23 protein-coding genes are annotated in these 21,158 nt (G+C 62.5%); 22 read left to right on the top strand and 1 reads right to left on the bottom strand.

Features of this window, described 5'->3' with window-relative positions; translation table 11 throughout:
* Positions 1-9: 9 nt before the first annotated feature.
* Complete coding sequence (locus JOE32_RS09590) at positions 10-1,134, bottom strand: DegT/DnrJ/EryC1/StrS family aminotransferase (protein ID WP_209983477.1); 1,125 nt, start codon at positions 1,132-1,134, stop codon at positions 10-12.
* A 220-nt stretch (positions 1,135-1,354) separates the two neighbouring features.
* On the opposite strand from JOE32_RS09590, the gene fliS reads away from it, so the two are divergent.
* The 22 genes from fliS to fliR all read left to right on the top strand — a co-directional run bounded on the left by fliS (position 1,355) and on the right by fliR (position 21,155).
* Complete coding sequence (fliS, locus tag JOE32_RS09585; RefSeq protein ID WP_209983475.1) at positions 1,355-1,759, top strand: flagellar export chaperone FliS; 405 nt, start codon at positions 1,355-1,357, stop codon at positions 1,757-1,759.
* Between the two features lie 25 nt (positions 1,760-1,784).
* Complete coding sequence (locus tag JOE32_RS09580) at positions 1,785-2,081, top strand: hypothetical protein (protein ID WP_003230955.1); 297 nt, start codon at positions 1,785-1,787, stop codon at positions 2,079-2,081.
* A 168-nt stretch (positions 2,082-2,249) separates the two neighbouring features.
* Positions 2,250-3,725, top strand: coding sequence for a sigma-54 dependent transcriptional regulator (locus tag JOE32_RS09575; protein ID WP_209983472.1), 1,476 nt, complete (start codon positions 2,250-2,252; stop codon positions 3,723-3,725).
* Between the two features lie 109 nt (positions 3,726-3,834).
* On the top strand, positions 3,835-5,046 hold the full coding sequence (locus JOE32_RS09570) for an ATP-binding protein (protein ID WP_209983471.1): 1,212 nt from the start codon (positions 3,835-3,837) through the stop codon (positions 5,044-5,046).
* Between the two features lie 4 nt (positions 5,047-5,050).
* Positions 5,051-6,427, top strand: a complete 1,377-nt coding sequence (locus JOE32_RS09565) for a sigma-54 dependent transcriptional regulator (RefSeq protein WP_209983469.1) — start codon at positions 5,051-5,053, stop codon at positions 6,425-6,427.
* Positions 6,428-6,746: 319 nt separating this feature from the next.
* Positions 6,747-7,076: a flagellar hook-basal body complex protein FliE gene (gene fliE, locus JOE32_RS09560; RefSeq protein ID WP_003230964.1), complete on the top strand. Its 330-nt coding sequence runs from the start codon at positions 6,747-6,749 to the stop codon at positions 7,074-7,076.
* Between the two features lie 16 nt (positions 7,077-7,092).
* Entirely contained in the window at positions 7,093-8,868 is a 1,776-nt protein-coding gene (gene fliF, locus JOE32_RS09555; protein WP_209983466.1) for a flagellar basal-body MS-ring/collar protein FliF, read from the top strand.
* Positions 8,861-9,880, top strand: a complete 1,020-nt coding sequence (gene fliG / locus JOE32_RS09550) for a flagellar motor switch protein FliG (protein WP_003230967.1) — start codon at positions 8,861-8,863, stop codon at positions 9,878-9,880. The genes fliF and fliG overlap by 8 nt, the downstream gene beginning before the upstream one ends.
* A 10-nt stretch (positions 9,881-9,890) precedes the next feature.
* Positions 9,891-10,655, top strand: a complete 765-nt coding sequence (fliH, locus tag JOE32_RS09545) for a flagellar assembly protein FliH (protein ID WP_209983464.1) — start codon at positions 9,891-9,893, stop codon at positions 10,653-10,655.
* Complete coding sequence (fliI, locus tag JOE32_RS09540; protein WP_209983463.1) at positions 10,645-12,003, top strand: flagellar protein export ATPase FliI; 1,359 nt, start codon at positions 10,645-10,647, stop codon at positions 12,001-12,003. Before fliH ends, fliI begins: the two co-directional genes overlap by 11 nt.
* A 3-nt stretch (positions 12,004-12,006) precedes the next feature.
* Complete coding sequence (gene fliJ, locus JOE32_RS09535; protein WP_209983461.1) at positions 12,007-12,456, top strand: flagellar export protein FliJ; 450 nt, start codon at positions 12,007-12,009, stop codon at positions 12,454-12,456.
* Between the two features lie 101 nt (positions 12,457-12,557).
* Complete coding sequence (locus JOE32_RS09530) at positions 12,558-12,863, top strand: STAS domain-containing protein (protein ID WP_209983459.1); 306 nt, start codon at positions 12,558-12,560, stop codon at positions 12,861-12,863.
* On the top strand, positions 12,860-14,578 hold the full coding sequence (locus JOE32_RS09525) for a fused response regulator/phosphatase (protein ID WP_209983457.1): 1,719 nt from the start codon (positions 12,860-12,862) through the stop codon (positions 14,576-14,578). The genes JOE32_RS09530 and JOE32_RS09525 overlap by 4 nt, the downstream gene beginning before the upstream one ends.
* Positions 14,579-14,608: 30 nt before the next feature.
* The gene (locus JOE32_RS09520; protein ID WP_209983455.1) at positions 14,609-14,947 is read left to right on the top strand and encodes an Hpt domain-containing protein; all 339 of its coding nucleotides are present in this window, start codon (positions 14,609-14,611) and stop codon (positions 14,945-14,947) included.
* Positions 14,948-15,354: 407 nt separating this feature from the next.
* On the top strand, positions 15,355-16,704 hold the full coding sequence (locus JOE32_RS09515; protein WP_209983453.1) for a flagellar hook-length control protein FliK: 1,350 nt from the start codon (positions 15,355-15,357) through the stop codon (positions 16,702-16,704).
* A gap of 206 nt (positions 16,705-16,910) precedes the next feature.
* A complete protein-coding gene (fliL, locus tag JOE32_RS09510) occupies positions 16,911-17,423 on the top strand; it encodes a flagellar basal body-associated protein FliL (RefSeq protein ID WP_209983451.1) in 513 nt (170 codons plus the stop codon).
* A gap of 9 nt (positions 17,424-17,432) precedes the next feature.
* Entirely contained in the window at positions 17,433-18,401 is a 969-nt protein-coding gene (gene fliM / locus JOE32_RS09505) for a flagellar motor switch protein FliM (RefSeq protein ID WP_209983449.1), read from the top strand.
* Positions 18,402-18,444: 43 nt separating this feature from the next.
* Positions 18,445-18,912, top strand: coding sequence for a flagellar motor switch protein FliN (gene fliN / locus JOE32_RS09500; RefSeq protein ID WP_057008168.1), 468 nt, complete (start codon positions 18,445-18,447; stop codon positions 18,910-18,912).
* Between the two features lies 1 nt (position 18,913).
* A complete protein-coding gene (gene fliO, locus JOE32_RS09495; protein ID WP_209983447.1) occupies positions 18,914-19,348 on the top strand; it encodes a flagellar biosynthetic protein FliO in 435 nt (144 codons plus the stop codon).
* Positions 19,348-20,091 carry a flagellar type III secretion system pore protein FliP gene (gene fliP, locus JOE32_RS09490; RefSeq protein ID WP_003236875.1) on the top strand — a complete coding sequence of 248 codons (744 nt, stop codon included), beginning with the start codon at positions 19,348-19,350 and terminating at the stop codon, positions 20,089-20,091. Before fliO ends, fliP begins: the two co-directional genes overlap by 1 nt.
* Before the next feature lie 4 nt (positions 20,092-20,095).
* Positions 20,096-20,365: a flagellar biosynthesis protein FliQ gene (gene fliQ / locus JOE32_RS09485; RefSeq protein ID WP_209983445.1), complete on the top strand. Its 270-nt coding sequence runs from the start codon at positions 20,096-20,098 to the stop codon at positions 20,363-20,365.
* Between the two features lie 4 nt (positions 20,366-20,369).
* On the top strand, positions 20,370-21,155 hold the full coding sequence (gene fliR, locus JOE32_RS09480) for a flagellar biosynthetic protein FliR (RefSeq protein ID WP_209983443.1): 786 nt from the start codon (positions 20,370-20,372) through the stop codon (positions 21,153-21,155).
* Positions 21,156-21,158 lie beyond the last annotated feature (3 nt).

The raw sequence follows: 21,158 nt of genomic DNA, 5'->3' as shown, positions 1-21,158 counted from the left end.
CGCGGGCGGTCATGTCGCAGCCGCTTGATCGGTGAGCAGGTCTGCCAGGCAGTCGATCACTCGTTCGATGTCTGCATCGGTCAATGAAAGATGGAAGGGCAAGCCCAACAGGCGTTCGGTCAACAGGTCGACCTGCGGCAGCGGGCCGGCTGCGCACGCCTGGAAGGCCGGGTGGCCGTGCAGGGGAGGGCAGTACCAGCGACGGGTTTCGATGTCTTCGCCGAGCAGGCGCAGTTGAATGTCCACGCCGCGAACGCCCGGCGGCAGTAACACCAGCATCAGGCTGTACACGCCTTCGGCGGGTTTGACTTGAAGTTTCAGTGCGGGAATCCGCTCCAGCAGGCGGGCGGCATAGCGCTGATGCAGGTTGCGCCGTGTTTCGGCGACGGTCGGCCAGTTGTCCAGCGCGGCCAGCGCAACGGCGGCGTGGTATTCGCTCATCTTGCCGTTCTCGCCCGCATCGAACACCAGGCCGCCACTCTGGGCATCGATGCCGAAGTTGCTGAGTGCGCGCATGCTCTGGCCATAAGCGTGGTGGCGAGCGGCGACAAAACCGCCTTCGCCGCCGCCCAGCGCCTTGGTGGCGTGCAGGCTGAAGGCAACCTTGGTGGTCAGGCCGACCTGTTGATTGCCCCAGGCGCCTGCGGCGTCCACCACCACCGGGATGCCGGTTTCGGCGGTGAACAGGTCCCAGCCGGCGACGTCCTGAGGGCAACCATACGTCGCGACCGGCATCACTGCGTCAAAAGGCGTTTGAGCCAGTGCTGCGCGTGCTATGGCGGGCGTCAGCAACCAGTTGTCCGAGTCCACATCGCTGATCAGCGGCGTAAGTCCCGCACGGATGATGGCGGTGGCCGTGGCGACGAAGGTCAGCCCCGGCACGAGCACTCGGCCAGCCTTGCGCAGCCTCAACGCTTCCAGAGCGATTTGCAGCGCGCAGGTGCCATTGGCCATGGACACTACATGCACCTTCGTCGGCTCGCGACTGAATGAGCGCGACAGCCGCTCTTCGAGTTCGCAGACCAGCGGGCCGAAATTGGTGTACCAGCGATTTTCATCGATCTGCTGCCAGTACGGAAGAATCTGCTCGACCTTCGGCATCTCTGGCACTAACAACTTGATGATATTTTTCATGGTGCCCGCGACTGTCAATTAAATATCGTTTCCTACGATTGGAAATGGGCAAAGCAGGAACTGTACCAAGCGGATTTGTGGCGCCCTTGCGGCACCACGCAAAAAGCCAATGCTGCGTGCATTGGCTTTTTTGATAACCGCGGGATTAAAGTTATGGGTAATCGAGTCGACATAAACGTTACTGAAATCTTTCCGCTGTCGCCTGTTACGAGGTAGAACCATGAATCCCATGAGAGCCCTTCGCCAATACCAGAAGGTCAATTCCCATGCTCAGATCTCTGAAGCCAGTCCGCACCGTCTGGTGCAGATGCTGATGGAGGGTGGGCTTGACCGCATGGCTCAGGCCAAGGGGGCGCTGGCGCGTGGTGACATTGCGCAAAAGGGCCTGATGCTCGGCAAGGCGGTGGATATCATCATCGGCCTGCGCGACGGTCTTGACGCTGAAAAGAGCGAAAACCCGGCGTATGTCCAGCAACTGGAAAGTCTGTATGCCTACATGACCAACCGTCTGATGGAAGCCAACCTGCATAACGACCCCGAGATGATCGACGAGGTTGCGCGCTTGATGATTACCGTCAAGCAAGGCTGGGATGGTATCGCTACCCCACAAGGCGCCGCACAGTAAGGCCAACGGCCTCGAGGAATACGTCATGAGCCATGCACTGCAACGCATTGATGAAACCCGTGAGGCGCTGGTAGGCGCGCTGGCGGACCGTAACTGGGAGGCCATCGGCGAACTCGACCTGGGCTGCCGCGATGTGATCGATCAGGTGCTCAGCGAAGCACCGGTCAACGAGGATGCGTTGCGTGAAAAGCTGGAAAGTCTGCTGGCGGTGTACCAGCAATTGCTCGAGGTGACGACGGGGGAGAGGCAGGCGATTTTCGAAGAGATGTCGCAGATCAACCAGGCGAAAAACGCGTCAAAGGTCTACCATCTGTTTGGTTGAACAGAGTCGGTTAACCCTAATGCGCGTCATAAATTTGACTGCGCAGGTTTTTTTGACTTAACTAGTGTTGTTTTCAGATTTCAGACGTCTACAAGGTAATGAGTCCTACGGACGTCTTGATTGCTCTCACACTGGGGCAGGAAGTTTTACTAGGGAAGTTGCTATTGCATGTGGCGTGAAACCAAAATTCTGCTCATTGATGACGATAGCGTTCGCCGCCGCGACCTGGCGGTGATTTTGAATTTTCTTGGCGAAGAAAATCTGCCCTGCGGCAGCCATGATTGGCAGCAGGCGGTCAGCTCATTGTCATCGAGCCGTGAAGTCATCTGTGTGCTGATCGGGACGGTAAACGCTCCTGGCGCAGTTTTGGGCTTGTTAAAGACACTGTCGACCTGGGATGAGTTCCTTCCGGTGTTGCTGATGGGCGATATTTCTTCGGTCGAGTTGCCCGAAGACCAACGCCGCCGCGTGTTGTCCACGCTGGAAATGCCGCCCAGCTACAGCAAATTGCTCGACTCCCTGCACCGTGCCCAGGTCTATCGCGAGATGTACGACCAGGCCCGCGAGCGCGGCCGTCACCGCGAGCCTAACCTGTTCCGCAGCCTGGTCGGCACCAGCCGTGCGATCCAGCACGTGCGCCAGATGATGCAGCAAGTGGCCGACACCGACGCCAGCGTGCTGATCCTCGGCGAGTCCGGCACCGGCAAGGAAGTGGTCGCGCGTAACCTGCACTATCACTCCAAGCGCCGCGACGGACCCTTTGTGCCGGTCAATTGCGGGGCGATCCCGGCAGAGCTGCTTGAAAGCGAACTGTTCGGCCACGAGAAGGGCGCCTTCACCGGCGCCATCACCAGCCGTGCCGGGCGTTTCGAACTGGCCAATGGCGGTACCCTGTTCCTCGACGAAATCGGCGACATGCCGCTGCCGATGCAGGTCAAGCTGTTGCGCGTGTTGCAGGAACGCACCTTCGAACGTGTGGGCAGCAACAAGACCCAGAGCGTTGATGTGCGCATCATTGCCGCCACCCACAAAAACCTCGAAAGCATGATCGAGGTCGGCAGCTTCCGCGAAGACCTGTACTACCGCCTCAACGTATTCCCCATCGAGATGGCTCCGCTGCGCGAGCGCGTGGAAGACATCCCGTTGCTGATGAACGAATTGATCTCGCGCATGGAACACGAAAAGCGCGGCTCGATCCGCTTCAACTCCGCCGCGATCATGTCCTTGTGCCGTCACGGCTGGCCGGGCAACGTCCGCGAGCTGGCCAACCTGGTGGAGCGCATGGCGATCATGCATCCCTATGGCGTGATCGGCGTGGTCGAGCTGCCGAAAAAATTCCGCTACGTCGACGACGAAGACGAGCAGATGGTCGACAGCCTGCGCAGTGACCTGGAAGAGCGAGTGGCCATTAATGGCCATACGCCAGACTTCGCGTCCACTGCCATGCTGCCGCCCGAAGGCCTGGACCTGAAGGACTACCTCGGCAATCTGGAGCAAGGCCTTATTCAGCAGGCCCTGGACGATGCCAACGGCATCGTCGCCCGCGCCGCCGAACGCCTGCGCATCCGTCGAACCACGCTGGTGGAGAAGATGCGCAAGTACGGAATGAGCCGTCGTGAAGGTGATGAACAGCCGGATGATTGACGCCTGTTTTTCAACTGACTGAAAAATAAGTCTATTTTTTTAGGCACGGGTATTGCTACAGCTCTCGCAACGTTCCGTTTAACTGACGGTCAGCCAGCGAGAGAGCATCATGCCCCACGCCGCCCAGCTATCTTCGGCCCCTGCCATCCAGGGGCTGGTTCCGCCTGTAGAGTCGCCGATCCGCCAGGGTCTTGAGCAGGCGTTCTCGCAATTCAACCAGATGTCGAGCCAACTGACCGACTCCTACAGCCTGCTGGAAGCCCGGGTTTCCGAGCTCAAGGGCGAGTTGGCGGTGGTCAGTGCCCAGCGTATGCAAGAGCTGGCCGAGAAAGAGCGTTTGGCCAACCGTCTGCAAAACCTGCTGTCGCTGTTGCCGGGTGGCGTCATCGTGATCGACGACCAGGGCCGCGTGCGCGAGGCCAACCCGGCCGCCTGCGACATGCTCGGCCTGCCGCTCGAAGGCGAACTGTGGCGTGAAGTCATCACCCGCTGCTTTGCCCCCCGTGAAGACGATGGCCATGAAATTTCCCTCAAGGACGGGCGCCGCCTGTCCATTGCCACCCGTTCCCTGGACGCCGAGCCCGGTCAGTTGGTGCTGCTCAACGACCTGACGGAAACCCGGCACCTGCAGGACCAGCTGGCACGCCACGAACGGTTATCATCGCTGGGCCGGATGGTCGCTTCTCTGGCGCATCAGATCCGCACACCGCTGTCGGCCGCGCTGATCTACGCCAGTCATTTGACTGACGAGCAATTGCCCGCCGCCACCCATCAGCGCTTTGCCGGACGTTTGAAAGAGCGCCTGCATGAGCTGGAGCATCAGGTGCGTGACATGCTGGTGTTTGCCCGTGGCGAGTTGCCTTTGACCGACCGCGTCACCCCGGCGGCGCTGATGCAGGCGCTGCAGGCCGCCGCTGCCACTCATATCCAGGACGTGCAAGTGCGCTGGCAGTGCGACAGCCATCTCGGTGAGCTGCTGTGCAACCGCGACACCCTGGTGGGCGCGCTGCTCAACCTGATCGAAAATGCCACCCAGGCCAGCGGCCCCGGCGCACGCCTGAAGATTCACTTGTACAGCCGCGAGCAAACCCTGCGCCTGTGCATCAGCGACAGCGGCAGCGGCATCGACCCGCGGGTGCTGCAACGCCTGGGCGAACCCTTTTTTACTACCAAGACCAACGGAACGGGCCTGGGCCTGACCGTGGTCAAGGCAGTGGCGCGTGCCCATCAGGGAGAATTGCTGCTGCACTCCCGGTTGGGGCGTGGCACCTGTGCATTGATGACCCTGCCGCTGTTTACCAGTGCGGCAGGCGCGGAGTAAGGATATGTCTATCAAGGTTTTGTTGGTGGAAGACGATCGCGCCCTGCGTGAGGCATTGGCTGACACGCTGCTGCTGGCGGGCCATGACTACTGCGCGGTCGGTTCCGCCGAAGAAGCCTTGGCGGCCGTGGAACAGGAGGCTTTCAGTCTGGTGGTCAGCGACGTGAACATGCCCGGCATGGACGGTCACCAGTTGCTCGGCCTGCTGCGCGCGCGCCACCCGCAATTGCCGGTGCTGCTGATGACCGCCCACGGCGCCGTCGAGCGTGCGGTGGACGCCATGCGCCAGGGCGCGGCAGATTATCTGGTCAAGCCGTTCGAGCCCAAGGCGCTGATCGAACTGGTTGCCCGGCACGCCCTTGGCGTTATTTCCAATCCCGACGGCGAGGGCCCGATTGCCTTCGAGCCGGCCAGTGCCCAGTTGTTGGAACTGGCCGCCCGTGTAGCGCGCAGCGACTCCACCGTGCTCATCTCGGGCGAGTCCGGCACCGGTAAGGAAGTGCTGGCGCGCTATATCCACCAGCAATCGAGCCGCGCCAAACAACCGTTTATCGCGATCAATTGCGCCGCGATCCCCGACAACATGCTCGAAGCCACCCTGTTCGGCCACGAAAAGGGCTCGTTCACCGGTGCCATCGCGGCCCAGGCTGGCAAGTTCGAGCAGGCAGACGGCGGCACCATCCTGCTCGATGAAATCTCGGAAATGCCCCTGGGCCTGCAAGCCAAGCTGCTGCGGGTATTGCAGGAGCGTGAAGTGGAGCGGGTGGGCGCGCGCAAGCCGATTCAGCTGGATATTCGCGTGGTCGCCACCACCAATCGCGACCTGGCGGGTGAAGTGGCGGCGGGGCGCTTTCGTGAAGACCTGTTCTACCGGCTGTCGGTATTCCCTCTGGCCTGGCGCCCGTTGCGCGAACGCCCGGCGGACATCATCCCGCTGGCCGAGCGCCTGTTGCGCAACCACGTCAAAAAAATGAAGCACGCCCAGGCGCGGCTGTCGGCCGAGGCCCAGGCGTGCCTGATCGGCTACCCGTGGCCGGGTAACGTGCGCGAACTGGACAACGCGATCCAGCGTGCGTTGATCCTGCAGCAGGGCGGCTTGATCCAGCCGCAGGATTTCTGCCTGGCCACCGGCACGGGCGCGGCGCCGTTGCCGAGCCTGGCGCCCGCGCCCGTGGTCGCCGAAGCTGAATCGGCGGGCGCGCTGGGTGACGACCTGCGTCGCCGTGAATTCCAGATGATCATCGACACCCTGCGTGCCGAGCGCGGCCGCCGCAAAGAGGCCGCCGAGCGCCTCGGTATCAGCCCGCGCACCCTGCGCTACAAGCTGGCGCAGATGCGCGACGCCGGCATGGACGTCGAAGCCTACCTCTTCGCCACCTGACTCAACCCTGCACCGGTTTGCTCAGCCACCGTGGCGAGCAGGCTTGCCCTGCGTTGGGCTGCGCAGCAGCCCCAAAGCCAGGCGCTGAGCCGTATCAGGTACACCGCGTTTTGCTCGATTGGGGGCGCTTCGCACCCCAACGCGGGGCAAGCCCGCTCGCCACAGGAGTCGTCCTCGTCAGTGGCTGGGTGAAATATAGTCCGACCGCCTTTGTCGCCTTTTCTTACGAGTTGCTCCAGAGCTGGCACCCTTGTTGCACCTACCCCTGATAACTGCTGCGTAGTGTCAAAAATTTGCGGGTTGTCGGAGAGAGAAGGTCATGAGCCAGGGTATTGAGTTCAATCGGTTGATGTTGGATATGCGCTCCATGCAAATGGATGCCATGGCCCGGCCGAAATCCGTCGCACCCGTGCCGGAACTGGGCCAAAGCAATTTTGCCGACATGCTCGGTCAGGCCATCAACAAGGTCAGCGACACCCAGCAAGCCTCCAGCCAGTTGGCCACCGCATTCGAAATCGGCAAAAGCGGCGTGGACCTCACTGATGTGATGGTCGCTTCGCAAAAGGCCAGCGTTTCCTTTCAAGCCTTGACCCAAGTGCGTAACAAAGTGGTTCAGGCTTACCAAGACATCATGCAGATGCCGGTTTAAGGGCGAGAGTTAAGTCATGGCAGAAGCAGTCACCGACAACGTACCCGCCAAAGCAGGTGGCAAGCCGCCGCTGTTTGGCCTGTCGTTCCTGGAAAACCTCTCGGAAATGACCATGCTGCGTCAGGTCGGCCTGATGGTCGGCCTGGCGGCGAGCGTGGCGATTGGCTTTGCCGTGGTGCTGTGGTCGCAGCAACCCGATTACCGTCCGCTGTACGGCAGCCTGGCGGGCATGGATTCCAAGCAGATCATGGAAACCCTCGCCGCCGCCGACATCGCCTACACCGTAGAACCCAACTCCGGCGCCTTGCTGGTCAAGGCCGATGACGTGGCCCGTGCCCGCATGAAGCTGGCCGCCGCCGGCGTGACGCCGTCCGACAGCAACATCGGTTTCGAAATCCTCGACAAGGACCAGGGCCTGGGCACCAGCCAGTTCATGGAAGCCACGCGCTACCGTCGTGGCCTTGAAGGCGAACTGGCGCGCACCATCTCCAGCCTCAACAACGTCAAGGGCGCCCGTGTGCACCTGGCGATTCCGAAAAGCTCGGTGTTCGTGCGTGACGAGCGCAAGCCCAGCGCCTCGGTACTGGTTGAGCTGTTTTCCGGCCGCTCCCTGGAGCCTGGCCAGGTACTGGCGATCATCAACCTGGTGGCCACCAGCGTTCCCGAACTGAGCAAGTCGCAAATCACCGTGGTCGACCAGAAGGGCAACCTGCTGTCGGACATGGCCGAAAACTCCGCGCTGACCCAGGCCGGCAAGCAGTTCGACTACAGCCGCCGCATGGAAAGCATGCTCACCCAGCGGGTGCACAACATCCTGCAACCGGTGTTGGGCAACGACCGCTACAAGGCCGAAGTGTCCGCCGACGTGGACTTCAGCGCCGTCGAGTCGACGTCCGAGCAGTTCAACCCGGACCAGCCAGCGCTGCGCAGCGAGCAATCGACCAGCGAGCAACGTACCGCCAGCAGCGGCCCGCAAGGTGTGCCGGGTGCCCTGAGCAACCAGCCACCGACCCCGGCCACCGCCCCGCAAACCACCGGTGGCGCCGCCGCCACCGCTGGCGCCATTGCCGCCGGGCAGCCGCTGCTCGACGCCAACGGCCAGCAGATCATGGACCCGGCCACCGGCCAGCCGATGCTCGCGCCGTACCCGGCGGACAAGCGTAACCAGTCCACCAAGAACTTCGAACTTGACCGTTCCATCAGCCACACCAAGCAGCAGCAGGGCCGCATCAATCGCCTGTCGGTGTCGGTAGTGGTCGATGACCAGGTCAAGGTCAACGCTGCCGACGGTGCCGTGACCCGTGCGCCGTGGACCGCCGACGAATTGGCGCGCTTCACCCGCCTGGTGCAGGATGCCGTTGGTTTCGACGCCAGCCGTGGCGACAGCGTCAGCGTGATCAACATGCCGTTCTCCGCCGAGCGTGGCGAAGTCATCGCTGAAGCGGCGTTCTACACCCAGCCGTGGTTCTGGGACATCGTCAAGCAAGTGCTGGGGGTGTTGTTCATCCTGGTGCTGGTGTTCGGTGTGCTGCGTCCGGTGCTCAACAACATCACCGGCAACGGCAAGAAACAACTGGCCCTGGCCGGTGGCGACGTCGAGTTGGGTGGCATGGGCGGCCTGGACGGCGAACTGGCCAACGACCGCGTCAGCCTCGGCGGCCCGCAAAGCATCCTGTTGCCCAGCCCGAGCGAAGGCTATGACGCTCAGCTGAACGCAATCAAGAGTCTGGTAGCAGAAGACCCGGGCCGTGTGGCCCAGGTCGTGAAAGAGTGGATCAACGCAGATGAGTGATAATCGAGCCGCTGTTGCCAAGCTCTCCCGAGTCGACAAAGCCGCCGTGCTGCTGCTGTCGCTGGGCGAAACCGACGCCGCCCAGGTGCTGCGTCACATGGGGCCCAAAGAGGTCCAGCGCGTGGGCGTGGCCATGGCGCAGATGCGCAATGTGCACCGTGAGCAAGTCGAACAGGTGATGAGCGAGTTCGTCGAGATTGTCGGCGACCAGACCAGCCTGGGCGTTGGCTCCGACAGCTACATCCGCAAGATGCTCACCTCGGCGCTCGGCGAAGACAAGGCCAACGGCCTGATCGACCGCATCCTGCTGGGCGGCAACACCAGCGGCCTGGACAGCCTCAAGTGGATGGAACCGCGCGCGGTGGCCGACGTGATCCGCTACGAACACCCGCAGATCCAGGCCATCGTCGTCGCGTACCTGGACCCGGACCAGGCCGGTGAAGTGCTCGGCCACTTCGACCATAAAGTGCGCCTGGACATCATCCTGCGCGTGTCGTCGCTGAACACTGTGCAGCCGGCGGCCCTGAAAGAACTCAACACGATTCTGGAGAAGCAGTTCTCCGGCAATTCGAATGCCTCGCGCACCACCCTGGGCGGCATCAAGCGCGCGGCCGATATCATGAACTTCCTCGACAGCTCGGTCGAAGGCCAGTTGATGGACTCGATCCGCGAGATCGACGACACCCTGTCCGGCCAGATCGAAGACCTGATGTTCGTGTTCAACAACCTCTCCGATGTTGACGACCGTGGCATCCAGGCGTTGCTGCGCGAGGTGTCCTCGGATGTGCTGGTACTGGCGCTCAAGGGCTCCGACGAGAACGTCAAGGAGAAGATCTTCAAGAACATGTCCAAGCGCGCGTCCGAACTGCTGCGCGACGACCTCGAAGCCAAGGGGCCGGTACGCGTCAGCGACGTCGAAACTGCGCAGAAGGAAATCCTCACGATTGCCCGCCGTATGGCCGAAGCCGGAGAAATCGTTCTCGGTGGGAAGGGCGGCGAAGAAATGATCTAAGGCGCTGTCCATGTCGAGCAAAGATGAAACGCCCAGCGACCTGATTCGCGCGCGGGACGTGGGCGGGTTCGACATCTGGTCGTTGCCCAGCTTCGACCCGCATGTGCCCGAGCCCGAACCCGCACCGGTGGTGGAAACCCCGGCGGAGATGGAAGAAGTGCCCTTGGACGAAGTCCAGCCGCTGACCCTCGAAGAGTTGGAAGCCATCCGCCAGGAGGCTTACAACGAAGGCTTCGCGGCAGGCGAAAAGGACGGTTTTCGCAGCACCACCCTCAAGGTGCGCCAGGAGGCCGAGGTGGCGCTGGGCGTCCAGCTCGCCAGCCTGGAACGCCTGATGAACGGGCTGTTCGAGCCGATTGCCGGGCAGGATGCGCAGATCGAAAAATCCATGGTTGCACTGGTGCAGCACATCACGCGCCAGGTGATCCAGCGCGAACTGGTGCTGGACTCCAGCCAGATCGAAGGCGTGATGCGCGAAGCGCTCAAATTGCTGCCCCTGGGCGTCGGCAATGTGCGGCTGTACATCAACCCGCAGGATTTCGAGCAGGTCAAAGCCTTGCGCGAGCGCCATGAAGAAACCTGGCGCATCGTCGAGGACGCCGCGCTGCAGCCCGGCGGCTGCCGGGTCGAGACCGAGCACAGCCGCATCGATGCCACGGTGGAAACCCGCATCAGCCAGATCATGGCCAAGTTGCTCGACCAGCAGCACGAACAGGCCATGAACCCGGGCGAACCCGATATCAGCATCGACCTGGACCGCCCGGATGCGCCTTGACCGTACCAGCTTCGCCAAGCGCCTGGGCGGTTACGCCGAGGCCACGCAGCTGCCCGGCCAGCCGATTCTTGAAGGGCGCCTGCTGCGCATGGTCGGCCTGACCCTCGAAGCCGAGGGCCTGCGCGCCGCCATGGGCAGCCGGTGCCTGGTGATCAACGACGACAGCTACCACCCGGTGCAGGTCGAAGCCGAAGTGATGGGCTTCTCCGGCAGCAAGGTGTTCCTGATGCCGGTCGGCAGCGTTGCCGGCATCGCCCCCGGCGCCCGCGTGGTGCCGCTGGCCGACACCGGCCGCCTGCCCATGGGCATGAGCATGCTCGGCCGCGTGCTTGACGGCGCCGGCCGTGCGCTCGATGGCAAGGGTGGCATGAAGGCCGAAGACTGGGTGCCGATGGACGGCCCCACGATCAATCCGCTCAATCGCAACCCCATCAGCCAGCCTCTCGACGTGGGCATTCGCAGCATCAACGGTTTATTGACGGTCGGGCGCGGCCAGCGTCTGGGCCTGTTCGCCGGTACCGGGGTGGGTAAATCGGTGCTGCTGGGCATGATGACGCGCTTTACCGAGGCCGACATCATCGTGGTGGGGCTGATCGGCGAGCGTGGCCGCGAGGTCAAGGAGTTCATCGAGCACAGCCTGGGCCCGGAAGGCCTCAAGCGCTCGGTGGTGGTCGCATCGCCGGCCGACGATGCGCCGCTGATGCGCTTGCGCGCCGCCATGTACTGCACGCGCATCGCCGAATATTTTCGCGACAAGGGCAAGAATGTCCTGTTGCTGATGGACTCGCTCACGCGTTTTGCCCAGGCCCAGCGGGAAATTGCCCTGGCCATCGGCGAGCCGCCGGCGACCAAGGGTTACCCGCCGTCCGTATTCGCCAAGTTGCCCAAGCTGGTGGAGCGCGCCGGTAATGCCGAGGCGGGCGGCGGCTCGATCACGGCGTTCTACACGGTTTTGTCCGAAGGCGATGACCAGCAGGACCCGATTGCCGACTCGGCGCGGGGCGTGCTCGACGGCCACATCGTGCTGTCCCGGCGCCTGGCCGAGGAAGGGCACTACCCGGCCATCGATATCGAAGCCTCCATCAGCCGGGTGATGCCATCGGTGGTAACGCCGGAGCACATGGCCCGCGCCCAGCAATTCAAGCAACTGTGGTCGCGCTATCAACAGAGCCGCGACCTGATCAGCGTGGGTGCCTACGTGGCCGGTGGCGATCGCGAGACCGACCTGGCGATTGCCCTGCAACCGCAACTGGTGACCTACCTGCGCCAGGGCCTCAACGACAACATCAGCATGGGCGAAAGCGAGGCTCACTTGCAGTCGATCTTCGCCCCGGCGCCAGGCGGTTAAGCCATGGCCAATTCGCGTTCTGCACGCCTTGCGCCGGTGGTGGAGATGGCCGAAAAGGCCGAAAAAGCCGCGGTGCAGCGCCTGGGTTATTTCCAGGGCCAGGTGCGCCTGGCCGAAAGCAAGCTGGGCGACCTTGAACGCTTTCGCAGCGAGTACCAGCAGCAGTGGATCGACCGTGGCAGCAAGGGCGTGTCCGGCCAGTGGCTGATGGGTTACCAGGGCTTTCTCAACCAGCTGGAAACCGCCGTCGGTCAGCAACGCCAGAGCCTGGCCTGGCACCAGAACAACCTCGACAAGGCGCGTGAAAGTTGGCAAGCCGCCTATGCCCGGGTCGAGGGTCTGCGCAAACTGGTGCAGCGCTACATCGACGAAGCGCGCGCGCTGGAAGACAAGCGTGAGCAGAAGCTGCTCGATGAGCTGTCGCAACGTCTTCCCCGCCAATCCCCGTTCTAAATAGGGGACAAACCCCTCCCGCGATTGATTTGCTGTGTTGCTCGGATTCCATTCAACTGCTAAACCTGTGTCACATTTACCCATGACAAGGAAGCAGTTAAATGTCGGTCGAAAAAAAAGTATCCATGGATGGGAAGACGTTGACGATTGCGATCAAGGGCCGCTTCGATTTCAGCAGCCACCAGGATTTTCGCAACGTCTATGAAGGCGTTTACCCCAAGCCCGAGACGGTCGTGGTGGACTTGAAGGAAACCACCTACATGGACAGCTCGGCGCTGGGCATGCTTCTGCTGCTGCGCGACCATGCGGGGGGCGACAAGGCCTATATCCGTGTGATCAACAGCAGTTCGGACGTGCGCAAGATCCTCGCCATCTCCAACTTCGACAAACTGTTCGATATCGAATGAGTGTCCAGGCCCCTGTCCTTGAAGCGCTGACGATTCTGATCGCCGAAGACAGCGCCGCCGACCTGCTGTTGCTGTCGACCATCGTGCGCCGTCAGGGCCATCAGGTGCTCACCGCCACCAATGGTGCTGAAGCGGTGCAGGTGTTTACCCGTGAACGCCCGCACCTGGTGTTGATGGACGCGCTGATGCCGGTGATGGATGGGTTCGAGGCTGCGCGGCGGATCAAGCAACTGGCGGGCGAAGCGCTGGTGCCGCTGATTTTCCTCACCTCCCTGCGTGAAAGCGAAGCCCTGGCCAAATGCCTGGACGCTGGCGGCGATGACTTTTTGGCCAAACCCTATAACCCGGTGATCCTCGCGGCCAAGATCAACGCCATGGACCGCCTGCGTCGCCTGCAGGCCACGGTGTTGCAGCAGCGCGACCTGATCGCCAAACACCATGAGTACCTGTTGCACGAGCAGCGAGTGGCCAAGGCGGTGTTCGACAAGGTGGCCCATTCCGGCTGCATCAACGCGGCGCCGAACATTCGCTATCTGCAATCGCCCTATGCATTGTTCAACGGCGACCTGCTGCTGGCGGCCTACACGCCGTCGGGTGACATGCATGTGCTGCTCGGCGACTTCACCGGTCATGGCCTGCCGGCGGCGGTGGGCGCCATGCCGCTGGCGGAAGTGTTCTATGGCATGACCGCCAAGGGCTACGGCCTGGCCCAGACCCTGCGCGAGATGAACGCCAAGCTCAAGCGCATCCTGCCGGCGGACATGTTCTGCTGCGCCACGCTGCTGTGCCTGAGCACCCAGCGGCGTGCGGTGGAGGTGTGGAATGGCGGCATGCCCGAGGGCTATGTGCACGAGGTCGCCACGGGCAAGCGCACGCCGTTGATGTCACGCCATTTACCCTTGGGCGTGCTGTCGGCGGAGCAGTTTGACGACCGCACCGAAGTCTGGCCGATGGCCCTGGGTGACCGCGTGTTTTTACTGTCCGACGGCGTGCTCGACACCGCCGATGCCAACGAACAATTATTTGGCGCCGAGCGCTTGCTGCAGGTGTTTGCCGCCAATCGCGAGCCGGACCGCCTGTTTGAAGACATCGAGCAGGCGCTGGCAGCGTTTCGCGGCCAGGTGCGCGATGACATCAGCATGGTGGAAATCACTCTGCAGGCCGGACAGTCGCTGCGCGCAACCGGTCCTTTGTACGCCGACAGCGGCCAGTCTTGCCCGCTGGACTGGTCGGTGAGCTTCGAGTTTCGCGCCGACACCCTCAAACGCTACAACCCGTTGCCCTATCTGCTGCAATTGCTGCTGGAAATCCACGGCCTGCGCGAGCAGAGCGGGGCGCTTTACAGCGTGATGGCCGAGCTGTATTCCAATGCCCTGGAACACGGCGTGCTGGGGCTGGACTCGCGGCTAAAGCGCGATGCCGAGGGGTTTGCGCAGTATTACCGCCTGCGCAACGAGCGACTGACACAACTGGACAGCGGGTTTGTGCGTGTGCATGTGCAGGTGGTGCCCACCGACACCGGCGGTACCCTGAGCTTGCGCGTCGAAGACAGTGGCCAGGGGTTTGACGTGGAGCAGGTACTGGCGCGGCCGCTGGATATCGACCGTCTGTCTGGCCGGGGGCTCAGCCTGGTACGCCAATTGTGCAGCGCTGTAGGCTGGTCTGATGGCGGGCGCAGTGTCTGCGTGGAGTTTTGCTGGGAGGCTCTGGCATAATCCGGCGATTCTTGATCAAGGAGCGAGCAAGTGGTTGATGTTCATATGGACCCGCAGGTGTTGGCGGGTTTGCAGGAGGTGATGGAGGGGGAGTATCCGCGCTTGCTGGATACCTTTTTGCTTGACTCCGAAGAGCGGGTGAAGGCGTTGCACATGGCGCGTGGTGATGCGCAGGCGTTGCGGCAGATTGCGCACAGTTTCAAGGGGAGCAGCGGGAATCTGGGCGCGGTGCGGTTGGCCTTGTTGTGTCAGCGGTTGGAAATGGCATCGGTGGGGGATCTTGGGACGTTGGTGGATCAGATTGACCGGGAGTTTGCTTTGGTTCGGGCGATGTATGAGGGAGAGCTTCGGCGGGTTTTTGTGGGGTGATTGGCGTTGCGCGCCCTACGGCGCGGATGGACCATCCCTGGCCCTGCGTGTTTGACGGGGCGCCCAGATCAAAAGCAAGAGCGCGAATGGTTTGTCGAACGCTGTACAAAATGTGGGAGGGGGCTTGCTCCCGATGGCAGTGGGTCAGCTACCCATAAGTTGACTGACACTCAGCCATCGGGAGCAAGCCCCCTCCCACATTTGGATTTCCATTTGTCTGATGGATATCACACGGCTTTGATCTGCTTTGCTTTGGCTGGGCGCCCGTCAACCACGCTGGCGGGCCAGGGATCGCGTAGTCATCACCCACATAACGGATATGCACCCAAGCAAACCAACCTGGCCCAACTCTTGCTATATCTCCACAACTGCATCCCACGACCCCCATGCAGTTGGAGACCCTACTTATGCCAGTCGCCCCCAACTCCCTCCTTCAGGCTGCCCCTGCGGCCAAGCCTCAAGCGCCCGTCGCTCCTTCACCTTCAGTGACGGCGGACCCACGGGACAAAGGCCCTGGCTTCGCTCAAGTGTTCGCCAACCAGGCGCCCAAACCAGTCGCCAAGCCCGACGCCAGCCCGGCCAAACCCGCGCGGGACAAGCCCGCCGAGAGCCCGGCCAAGCCCGTTGCCGACAGCGACAAACCTGCCGCCAACACGCCGGCGGTTGCCGATAGCGGCAAACCCTTGCCTGCCACGCCGCCGGCCAAGTCCGACGACAGCGCCAGCAGCGACGACGACAAACCCACCGACGCGGCCCAGGCACAACAGCCAGCGGCCGATCCGGTGGTCGACCCGGCGCTGGTGGCCACGCTCACGCCGGTGGTGGCTGTGCCGGTGCCGCCGGAAACCCCGGCCCCGGTTGCCGCCAAGCCCGACAAGGCTGATAAGACGCAACCCGCAGTCGCTGCACCTGTCGCGGCAACCGATGCCGCCAAGCCTGCCTTCGACCCCGCCGCCGACCCGCTGGACGACATGCCCGCCGTGCGCCTGGCGATGGAGCAGGGCGGTCACGTGTCGGCCACCAGCCAGGCGCCGCAGAAGGGCGCACCGACCACCACCCAGGATCAGCCTACCGCTGCGCAGACCTTCGCCGCCGGCATGGCCACTCTGTTGGACCAGCAAGCCGCCAAGGACAGCACCCATCAGGGCGGCGAGAAGGCGTTCGGTGCGCTGATCGATGACGGCCTCAAGGACCTGAAAAACGCCGGCAGCGATACACGGGTCGATAACTTCGCCGATCGCCTGGCCGCGCTGACCCAGGCTGCCACGCCGAAAACCGCCAATGCGCTGCCTCCCGTAGCCAACGCACCGCTGGCGATGCACCAGAGCGGCTGGACCGAAGAAGTGGTCAACCGCGTGATGTACCTCTCCAGTGCCAACCTCAAGTCGGCCGAGATCCAGCTGCAACCGGCCGAGCTCGGGCGCCTGGATATCAAGGTCAACATGACACCGGACCAGCAGGCCCAGGTGACGTTCATGAGCGGTCACGCTGTGGTGCGTGAAGCGCTGGAAAGCCAGTCCGGTCGGCTGCGCGAGATGTTCGCCCAGCAGGGCATGGGCCAGGTGGACGTGAACGTGTCCGACCAGTCCCGTGGCCAGGAGCAGCAACAGCAACAACAGAGCCAGATGCGCGGCGTGAGTGGCGGCGGTGGGCGGGGTGGCCGTGGCGATGTGGCTGAGCAGTCTGACGTGAGCGCCGCTGTCGCGCCCGTAACGACCAGCGTGATCGGCTCCAGCGCGGTCGATTACTACGCCTGATTTCGGCCATATGCCGCTTGAATGTGGGAGGGGGCTTGCTCCCGATAGCCGTGTGTCAGTCACTGTATGTGGCAATGACCCAACGCTGTCGGAAGCAAGCCCCCTCTCACAAGGCCATGTGCCTGTCTACTAGACAATTCTGGCATAACACTTGCTCTTGCCTTTCCGTAGATCTATGAATCCCCGAATAGTGACGGATTATTGGCATGGCGAAGAGCGAAGACGCAGCACAAGCACCCGAAGGCAAGGTCAAGGGCAAGGGCAAACTCAAGCTTATCCTGATGATTGTCCTGGGCCTGCTCCTGGCCATTGGTGCTTCGGTAGGCGGCACCTGGTACATCATGCACAGCAGTGCCAGCAAACCGGCCCCTGCCGCCGAGACCGCCACCAACGTCAAGCAACCGGCTATCTTCGAGCCGATGCTGCCGGCCTTTGTCGCCAACTACAATCAGAACGGCCGTCAACGCTACCTGCAGGTGAGCATGACGCTGCTGGCGCGTAACCAGGCGGACCTGGATGCACTCAAGGTGCATATGCCGGTGATCCGCAACAACCTGGTGATGCTGTTATCCGCACAGAGCTTCGACAGCCTGGTAACCCCGGTTGGCCAGGAAATGCTGCGCCAGAAAGTCACCGCCAGCGTGCAGGAAGTGTCCCAGAAGGAACTCGGCAAAGTCGCCGTCGAGCAAGTGCTCTTCACCAATTTCGTATTGCAGTAGGATCACGACATGGCCGTGCAGGACCTGCTGTCCCAGGATGAAATCGATGCGCTGCTGCATGGCGTGGACGATGGTCTGGTACAGACCGAAATGGCTGCCGAGCCCGGCAGCGTCAAAAGTTATGACCTGACCAGCCAGGATCGCATCGTCCGTGGGCGCATGCCGACCCTGGAGATGATCAACGAACGTTTCGCCCGCTACACCCGCATCAGCATGTTCAACATGCTGCGCCGTTCGGCCGACGTGGCGGTGGGCGGCGTGCAGGTGATGAAGTTCGGCGAGTACGTGCACTCGCTGTACGTGCCCACCAGCCTCAACCTGGTCAAGATCAAGCCGTTGCGCGGCACCGCGCTGTTCATCCTCGACGCCAAGCTGGTGTTCAAGCTGGTGGACAACTTCTTCGGTGGCGACGGCCGTCATGCCAAGATCGAAGGCCGCGAATTCACCCCTACCGAATTGCGCGTGGTGCGCATGGTGCTGGAGCAGGCCTTCATCGACTTGAAGGAAGCCTGGCAGGCCGTCATGGAGGTCAATTTCGAGTACATCAACTCGGAAGTGAACCCGGCCATGGCCAACATCGTCGGGCCGAGCGAGGCCATTGTGGTGTCGACGTTTCACATCGAACTCGATGGCGGCGGCGGCGATCTGCACGTGACCATGCCGTACGCGATGATCGAACCGGTGCGCGAGATGCTCGACGCTGGCTTCCAGTCCGACGTGGACGACCAGGACGAACGCTGGGTCAAGGCCCTGCGCGAAGATTTGCTCGACGTCGACGTACCCCTGAGCGCCACCGTGGCCCGTCGCCAGTTACGCCTGCGCGATATTCTGCACATGCAGCCCGGCGACGTGATTCCGGTCGAGCTGCCGGAAGAAATGATCATGCGCGCCAACGGCGTGCCGTCGTTCAAGGTCAAGCTCGGTTCCCACAAGGGCAACCTGGCGCTGCAGGTGATCGAGCCGATCAACCGGCGCTGATCCCCCCTCTTTTTATGAATGTTTGCTTCGCCGAGGACATGTAATGGCTACCGAACACGAAAACACTTCCGCCGAAGACCAGGCCCTGGCTGACGAATGGGCAGCGGCCCTGGAAGAAACCGGCGATGTCGGCCAGGACGATATCGACGCGCTGCTGGCCGCCGATGCCGCCACCGCGCCGGCCGGCAAGCGCCTGCCGATGGAAGAGTTCGGCAGCGTGCCGAAGAACAATGACCCGGTGAGCCTCGACGGACCCAACCTGGACGTGATCCTCGACATTCCGGTGTCGATCTCCATGGAAGTGGGCAGCACCGAAATCAACATCCGCAACCTGCTGCAGCTCAACCAGGGCTCGGTGATCGAGCTGGACCGCCTGGCCGGTGAGCCGCTGGACGTGCTGGTCAACGGCACGCTGATCGCCCATGGCGAGGTGGTGGTGGTCAACGAAAAGTTCGGCATCCGCCTGACGGACGTGATCAGCCCGAGCGAACGCATCAAGAAGCTGCGCTGACATGAAGTATTCACTGGCGGGACTGTGTCTGGCGCTGCCATTGAGCGCCCTCGCGGCCGAACCCGTGGCGAAGGCGGCCGCGCCCGTGGTCGGCAGCAGTGTCGGCGGGCAACTGACCCAACTGGTGCTGGGGTTGCTGCTGGTGGTGGGGCTGATCTTTGTGCTGGCCTGGGTGATGCGCCGCATGCAGCGCATCGGCCCGGGCAATGGCCAGGTGATCGAGATGATCGGCGCACGTGCGCTCGGACCGCGTGACCGGCTGGTGCTGGTGCAGGTCGGTGGCGAACAGATTTTGCTGGGCATCACGCCGGGCCGCATCACCCCGCTGCACGTGCTCAAGAACCCGGTGAACGTGGACTCGTCCACGCCTGCCACGCCTGAATTCGCTCAGCGCCTGATGGAGTTGCTGGGCAAGGATCAGAAGGATAAGAAGTAATGCGCGTTTTATTGACGCTCATGCTGTTGCTGGTCGCGCCACTGGCGCTGGGCGCCGACCCGTTGTCGATCCCGGCGATCACCCTGGGCACCAACGCGGCCGGCGCGCAGGAATATTCGGTCAGCCTGCAGATTTTGCTGATCATGACCGCGCTGAGTTTTATCCCGGCGTTCGTCATGCTGATGACCAGCTTTACGCGGATCATCATTGTGTTCTCGATCCTGCGCCAGGCCCTGGGCCTGCAGCAGACGCCGTCGAACCAGATCCTCACCGGCATGGCGCTGTTCCTGACCATGTTCATCATGGCGCCGGTGTTCGACAAGGTGAACCAGCAGGCCCTGCAGCCTTACCTGGCCGAGACCATCACGCCTCAGGTCGCCATCGACAGGGCCCAGGGCCCGATCAAGGACTTCATGCTGTCGCAGACCCGCTCCAGCGACCTTGAGCTGTTCGTGCGCCTGTCCAAGCGCACCGACATTGCGACACCGGATCAGGCGCCGCTGACCATCCTGGTGCCGGCGTTCGTCACCTCGGAACTGAAGACCGCATTCCAGATCGGCTTCATGATCTTCATCCCGTTCCTGATCATCGACCTGGTGGTGGCGAGTGTGCTGATGGCCATGGGCATGATGATGCTGTCGCCGCTGATCATCTCGTTGCCGTTCAAGATCATGCTGTTTGTGCTGGTGGATGGCTGGGCGCTGATAATCGGCACCCTGGCCGGCAGTTTCGGAGGGGTATGAGGCCATGACGCCAGAAGTAGCGGTCGATCTGTTCCGTGATGCGTTGTGGCTGACCACCATGATGGTCGCCGTGCTGGTGGTGCCGAGCCTGTTGGTGGGCCTGCTGGTGGCGATGTTCCAGGCCGCGACCCAGATCAACGAACAGACCCTGAGCTTCCTGCCGCGCCTGCTGGTGATGCTGATCACGCTGATCGTCGCCGGCCCGTGGCTGGTGCAAACCTTCATGGAATACATTCTGCAGCTGTACGGCAGTATTCCGCAGTTGATCGGCTGAGCCCATGCAATCGCTGCTGGCGCTGACCGACACGCAGATCAGTACCTGGGTGGCCTCGTTCATCCTGCCGCTGTTTCGCGTCACAGCGATGCTGATGGCGATGCCGGTGTTCGGCACCACCCTGGTTCCCCGTCGTGTGCGACTGTACTTTGCGGTGGCCATCACGGTGGTGATCGTTCCCGGCTTGCCGCCGATGCCGCCGGTCAACGCACTCGACCTCAGCGCCTTGCTGCTGATCGCCGAGCAGGTGCTGATCGGCGCCATGCTGGGCTTTTCCCTGACCCTGTTCTTCCAGGCCTTCGTGGTCGCCGGGCAAATCATTTCGATCCAGATGGGCATGGGCTTCGCGTCCATGGTCGACCCTACCAACGGCGTCTCGGCGGCGGTGATCGGGCAGTTTTTGACGATGCTGGTGACCTTGCTTTTTCTGGCCATGAACGGCCATCTGGTGGCGTTCGAGGTGCTGACCGAAAGCTTCACCACCTTGCCGGTGGGCTCGGGGCTGGTGGTCAATCATTTCTGGGAAGTGGTGGGGCGCCTCGGCTGGGTGCTGGGCGCCTCGCTGTTGCTGGTGCTGCCGGCGATCACCGCATTGCTGGTGGTGAACATCGCGTTCGGCGTGATGACGCGTGCGGCGCCGCAGTTGAATATTTTCTCCATCGGCTTCCCGCTGACCCTGGTGATGGGCATGGTGATTTTCTGGGTCGGCCTGGCTGACATTCTCAATCAGTATCAACCGCTGGCGACCGACGCCCTGCAGTTTTTACGTGACCTGGCACGGGCGCGCTGAGCC

The sequence above is a fragment of the Pseudomonas sp. PvP025 genome (genome assembly GCF_017832155.1).
Lineage (GTDB): Bacteria > Pseudomonadota > Gammaproteobacteria > Pseudomonadales > Pseudomonadaceae > Aquipseudomonas.
This window is presented reverse-complemented; position numbering and strand designations above follow the sequence as displayed.

Excerpts from the sequence above, each read along its gene's own strand:
- JOE32_RS09590 (WP_209983477.1), bottom strand. The coding sequence starts at position 1,134 with ATGAAAAATATCATCAAGTTGTTAGTGCCAGAGATGCCGAAGGTCGAG.
- fliS (WP_209983475.1), top strand. The coding sequence starts at position 1,355 with ATGAATCCCATGAGAGCCCTTCGCCAATACCAGAAGGTCAATTCCCAT.
- JOE32_RS09580 (WP_003230955.1), top strand. The coding sequence starts at position 1,785 with ATGAGCCATGCACTGCAACGCATTGATGAAACCCGTGAGGCGCTGGTA.
- JOE32_RS09575 (WP_209983472.1), top strand. The coding sequence starts at position 2,250 with ATGTGGCGTGAAACCAAAATTCTGCTCATTGATGACGATAGCGTTCGC.
- JOE32_RS09570 (WP_209983471.1), top strand. The coding sequence starts at position 3,835 with ATGCCCCACGCCGCCCAGCTATCTTCGGCCCCTGCCATCCAGGGGCTG.
- JOE32_RS09565 (WP_209983469.1), top strand. The coding sequence starts at position 5,051 with ATGTCTATCAAGGTTTTGTTGGTGGAAGACGATCGCGCCCTGCGTGAG.
- fliE (WP_003230964.1), top strand. The coding sequence starts at position 6,747 with ATGAGCCAGGGTATTGAGTTCAATCGGTTGATGTTGGATATGCGCTCC.
- fliF (WP_209983466.1), top strand. The coding sequence starts at position 7,093 with ATGGCAGAAGCAGTCACCGACAACGTACCCGCCAAAGCAGGTGGCAAG.
- fliG (WP_003230967.1), top strand. The coding sequence starts at position 8,861 with ATGAGTGATAATCGAGCCGCTGTTGCCAAGCTCTCCCGAGTCGACAAA.
- fliH (WP_209983464.1), top strand. The coding sequence starts at position 9,891 with ATGTCGAGCAAAGATGAAACGCCCAGCGACCTGATTCGCGCGCGGGAC.
- fliI (WP_209983463.1), top strand. The coding sequence starts at position 10,645 with ATGCGCCTTGACCGTACCAGCTTCGCCAAGCGCCTGGGCGGTTACGCC.
- fliJ (WP_209983461.1), top strand. The coding sequence starts at position 12,007 with ATGGCCAATTCGCGTTCTGCACGCCTTGCGCCGGTGGTGGAGATGGCC.
- JOE32_RS09530 (WP_209983459.1), top strand. The coding sequence starts at position 12,558 with ATGTCGGTCGAAAAAAAAGTATCCATGGATGGGAAGACGTTGACGATT.
- JOE32_RS09525 (WP_209983457.1), top strand. The coding sequence starts at position 12,860 with ATGAGTGTCCAGGCCCCTGTCCTTGAAGCGCTGACGATTCTGATCGCC.
- JOE32_RS09515 (WP_209983453.1), top strand. The coding sequence starts at position 15,355 with ATGCCAGTCGCCCCCAACTCCCTCCTTCAGGCTGCCCCTGCGGCCAAG.
- fliL (WP_209983451.1), top strand. The coding sequence starts at position 16,911 with ATGGCGAAGAGCGAAGACGCAGCACAAGCACCCGAAGGCAAGGTCAAG.
- fliM (WP_209983449.1), top strand. The coding sequence starts at position 17,433 with ATGGCCGTGCAGGACCTGCTGTCCCAGGATGAAATCGATGCGCTGCTG.
- fliN (WP_057008168.1), top strand. The coding sequence starts at position 18,445 with ATGGCTACCGAACACGAAAACACTTCCGCCGAAGACCAGGCCCTGGCT.
- fliO (WP_209983447.1), top strand. The coding sequence starts at position 18,914 with ATGAAGTATTCACTGGCGGGACTGTGTCTGGCGCTGCCATTGAGCGCC.
- fliP (WP_003236875.1), top strand. The coding sequence starts at position 19,348 with ATGCGCGTTTTATTGACGCTCATGCTGTTGCTGGTCGCGCCACTGGCG.
- fliQ (WP_209983445.1), top strand. The coding sequence starts at position 20,096 with ATGACGCCAGAAGTAGCGGTCGATCTGTTCCGTGATGCGTTGTGGCTG.
- fliR (WP_209983443.1), top strand. The coding sequence starts at position 20,370 with ATGCAATCGCTGCTGGCGCTGACCGACACGCAGATCAGTACCTGGGTG.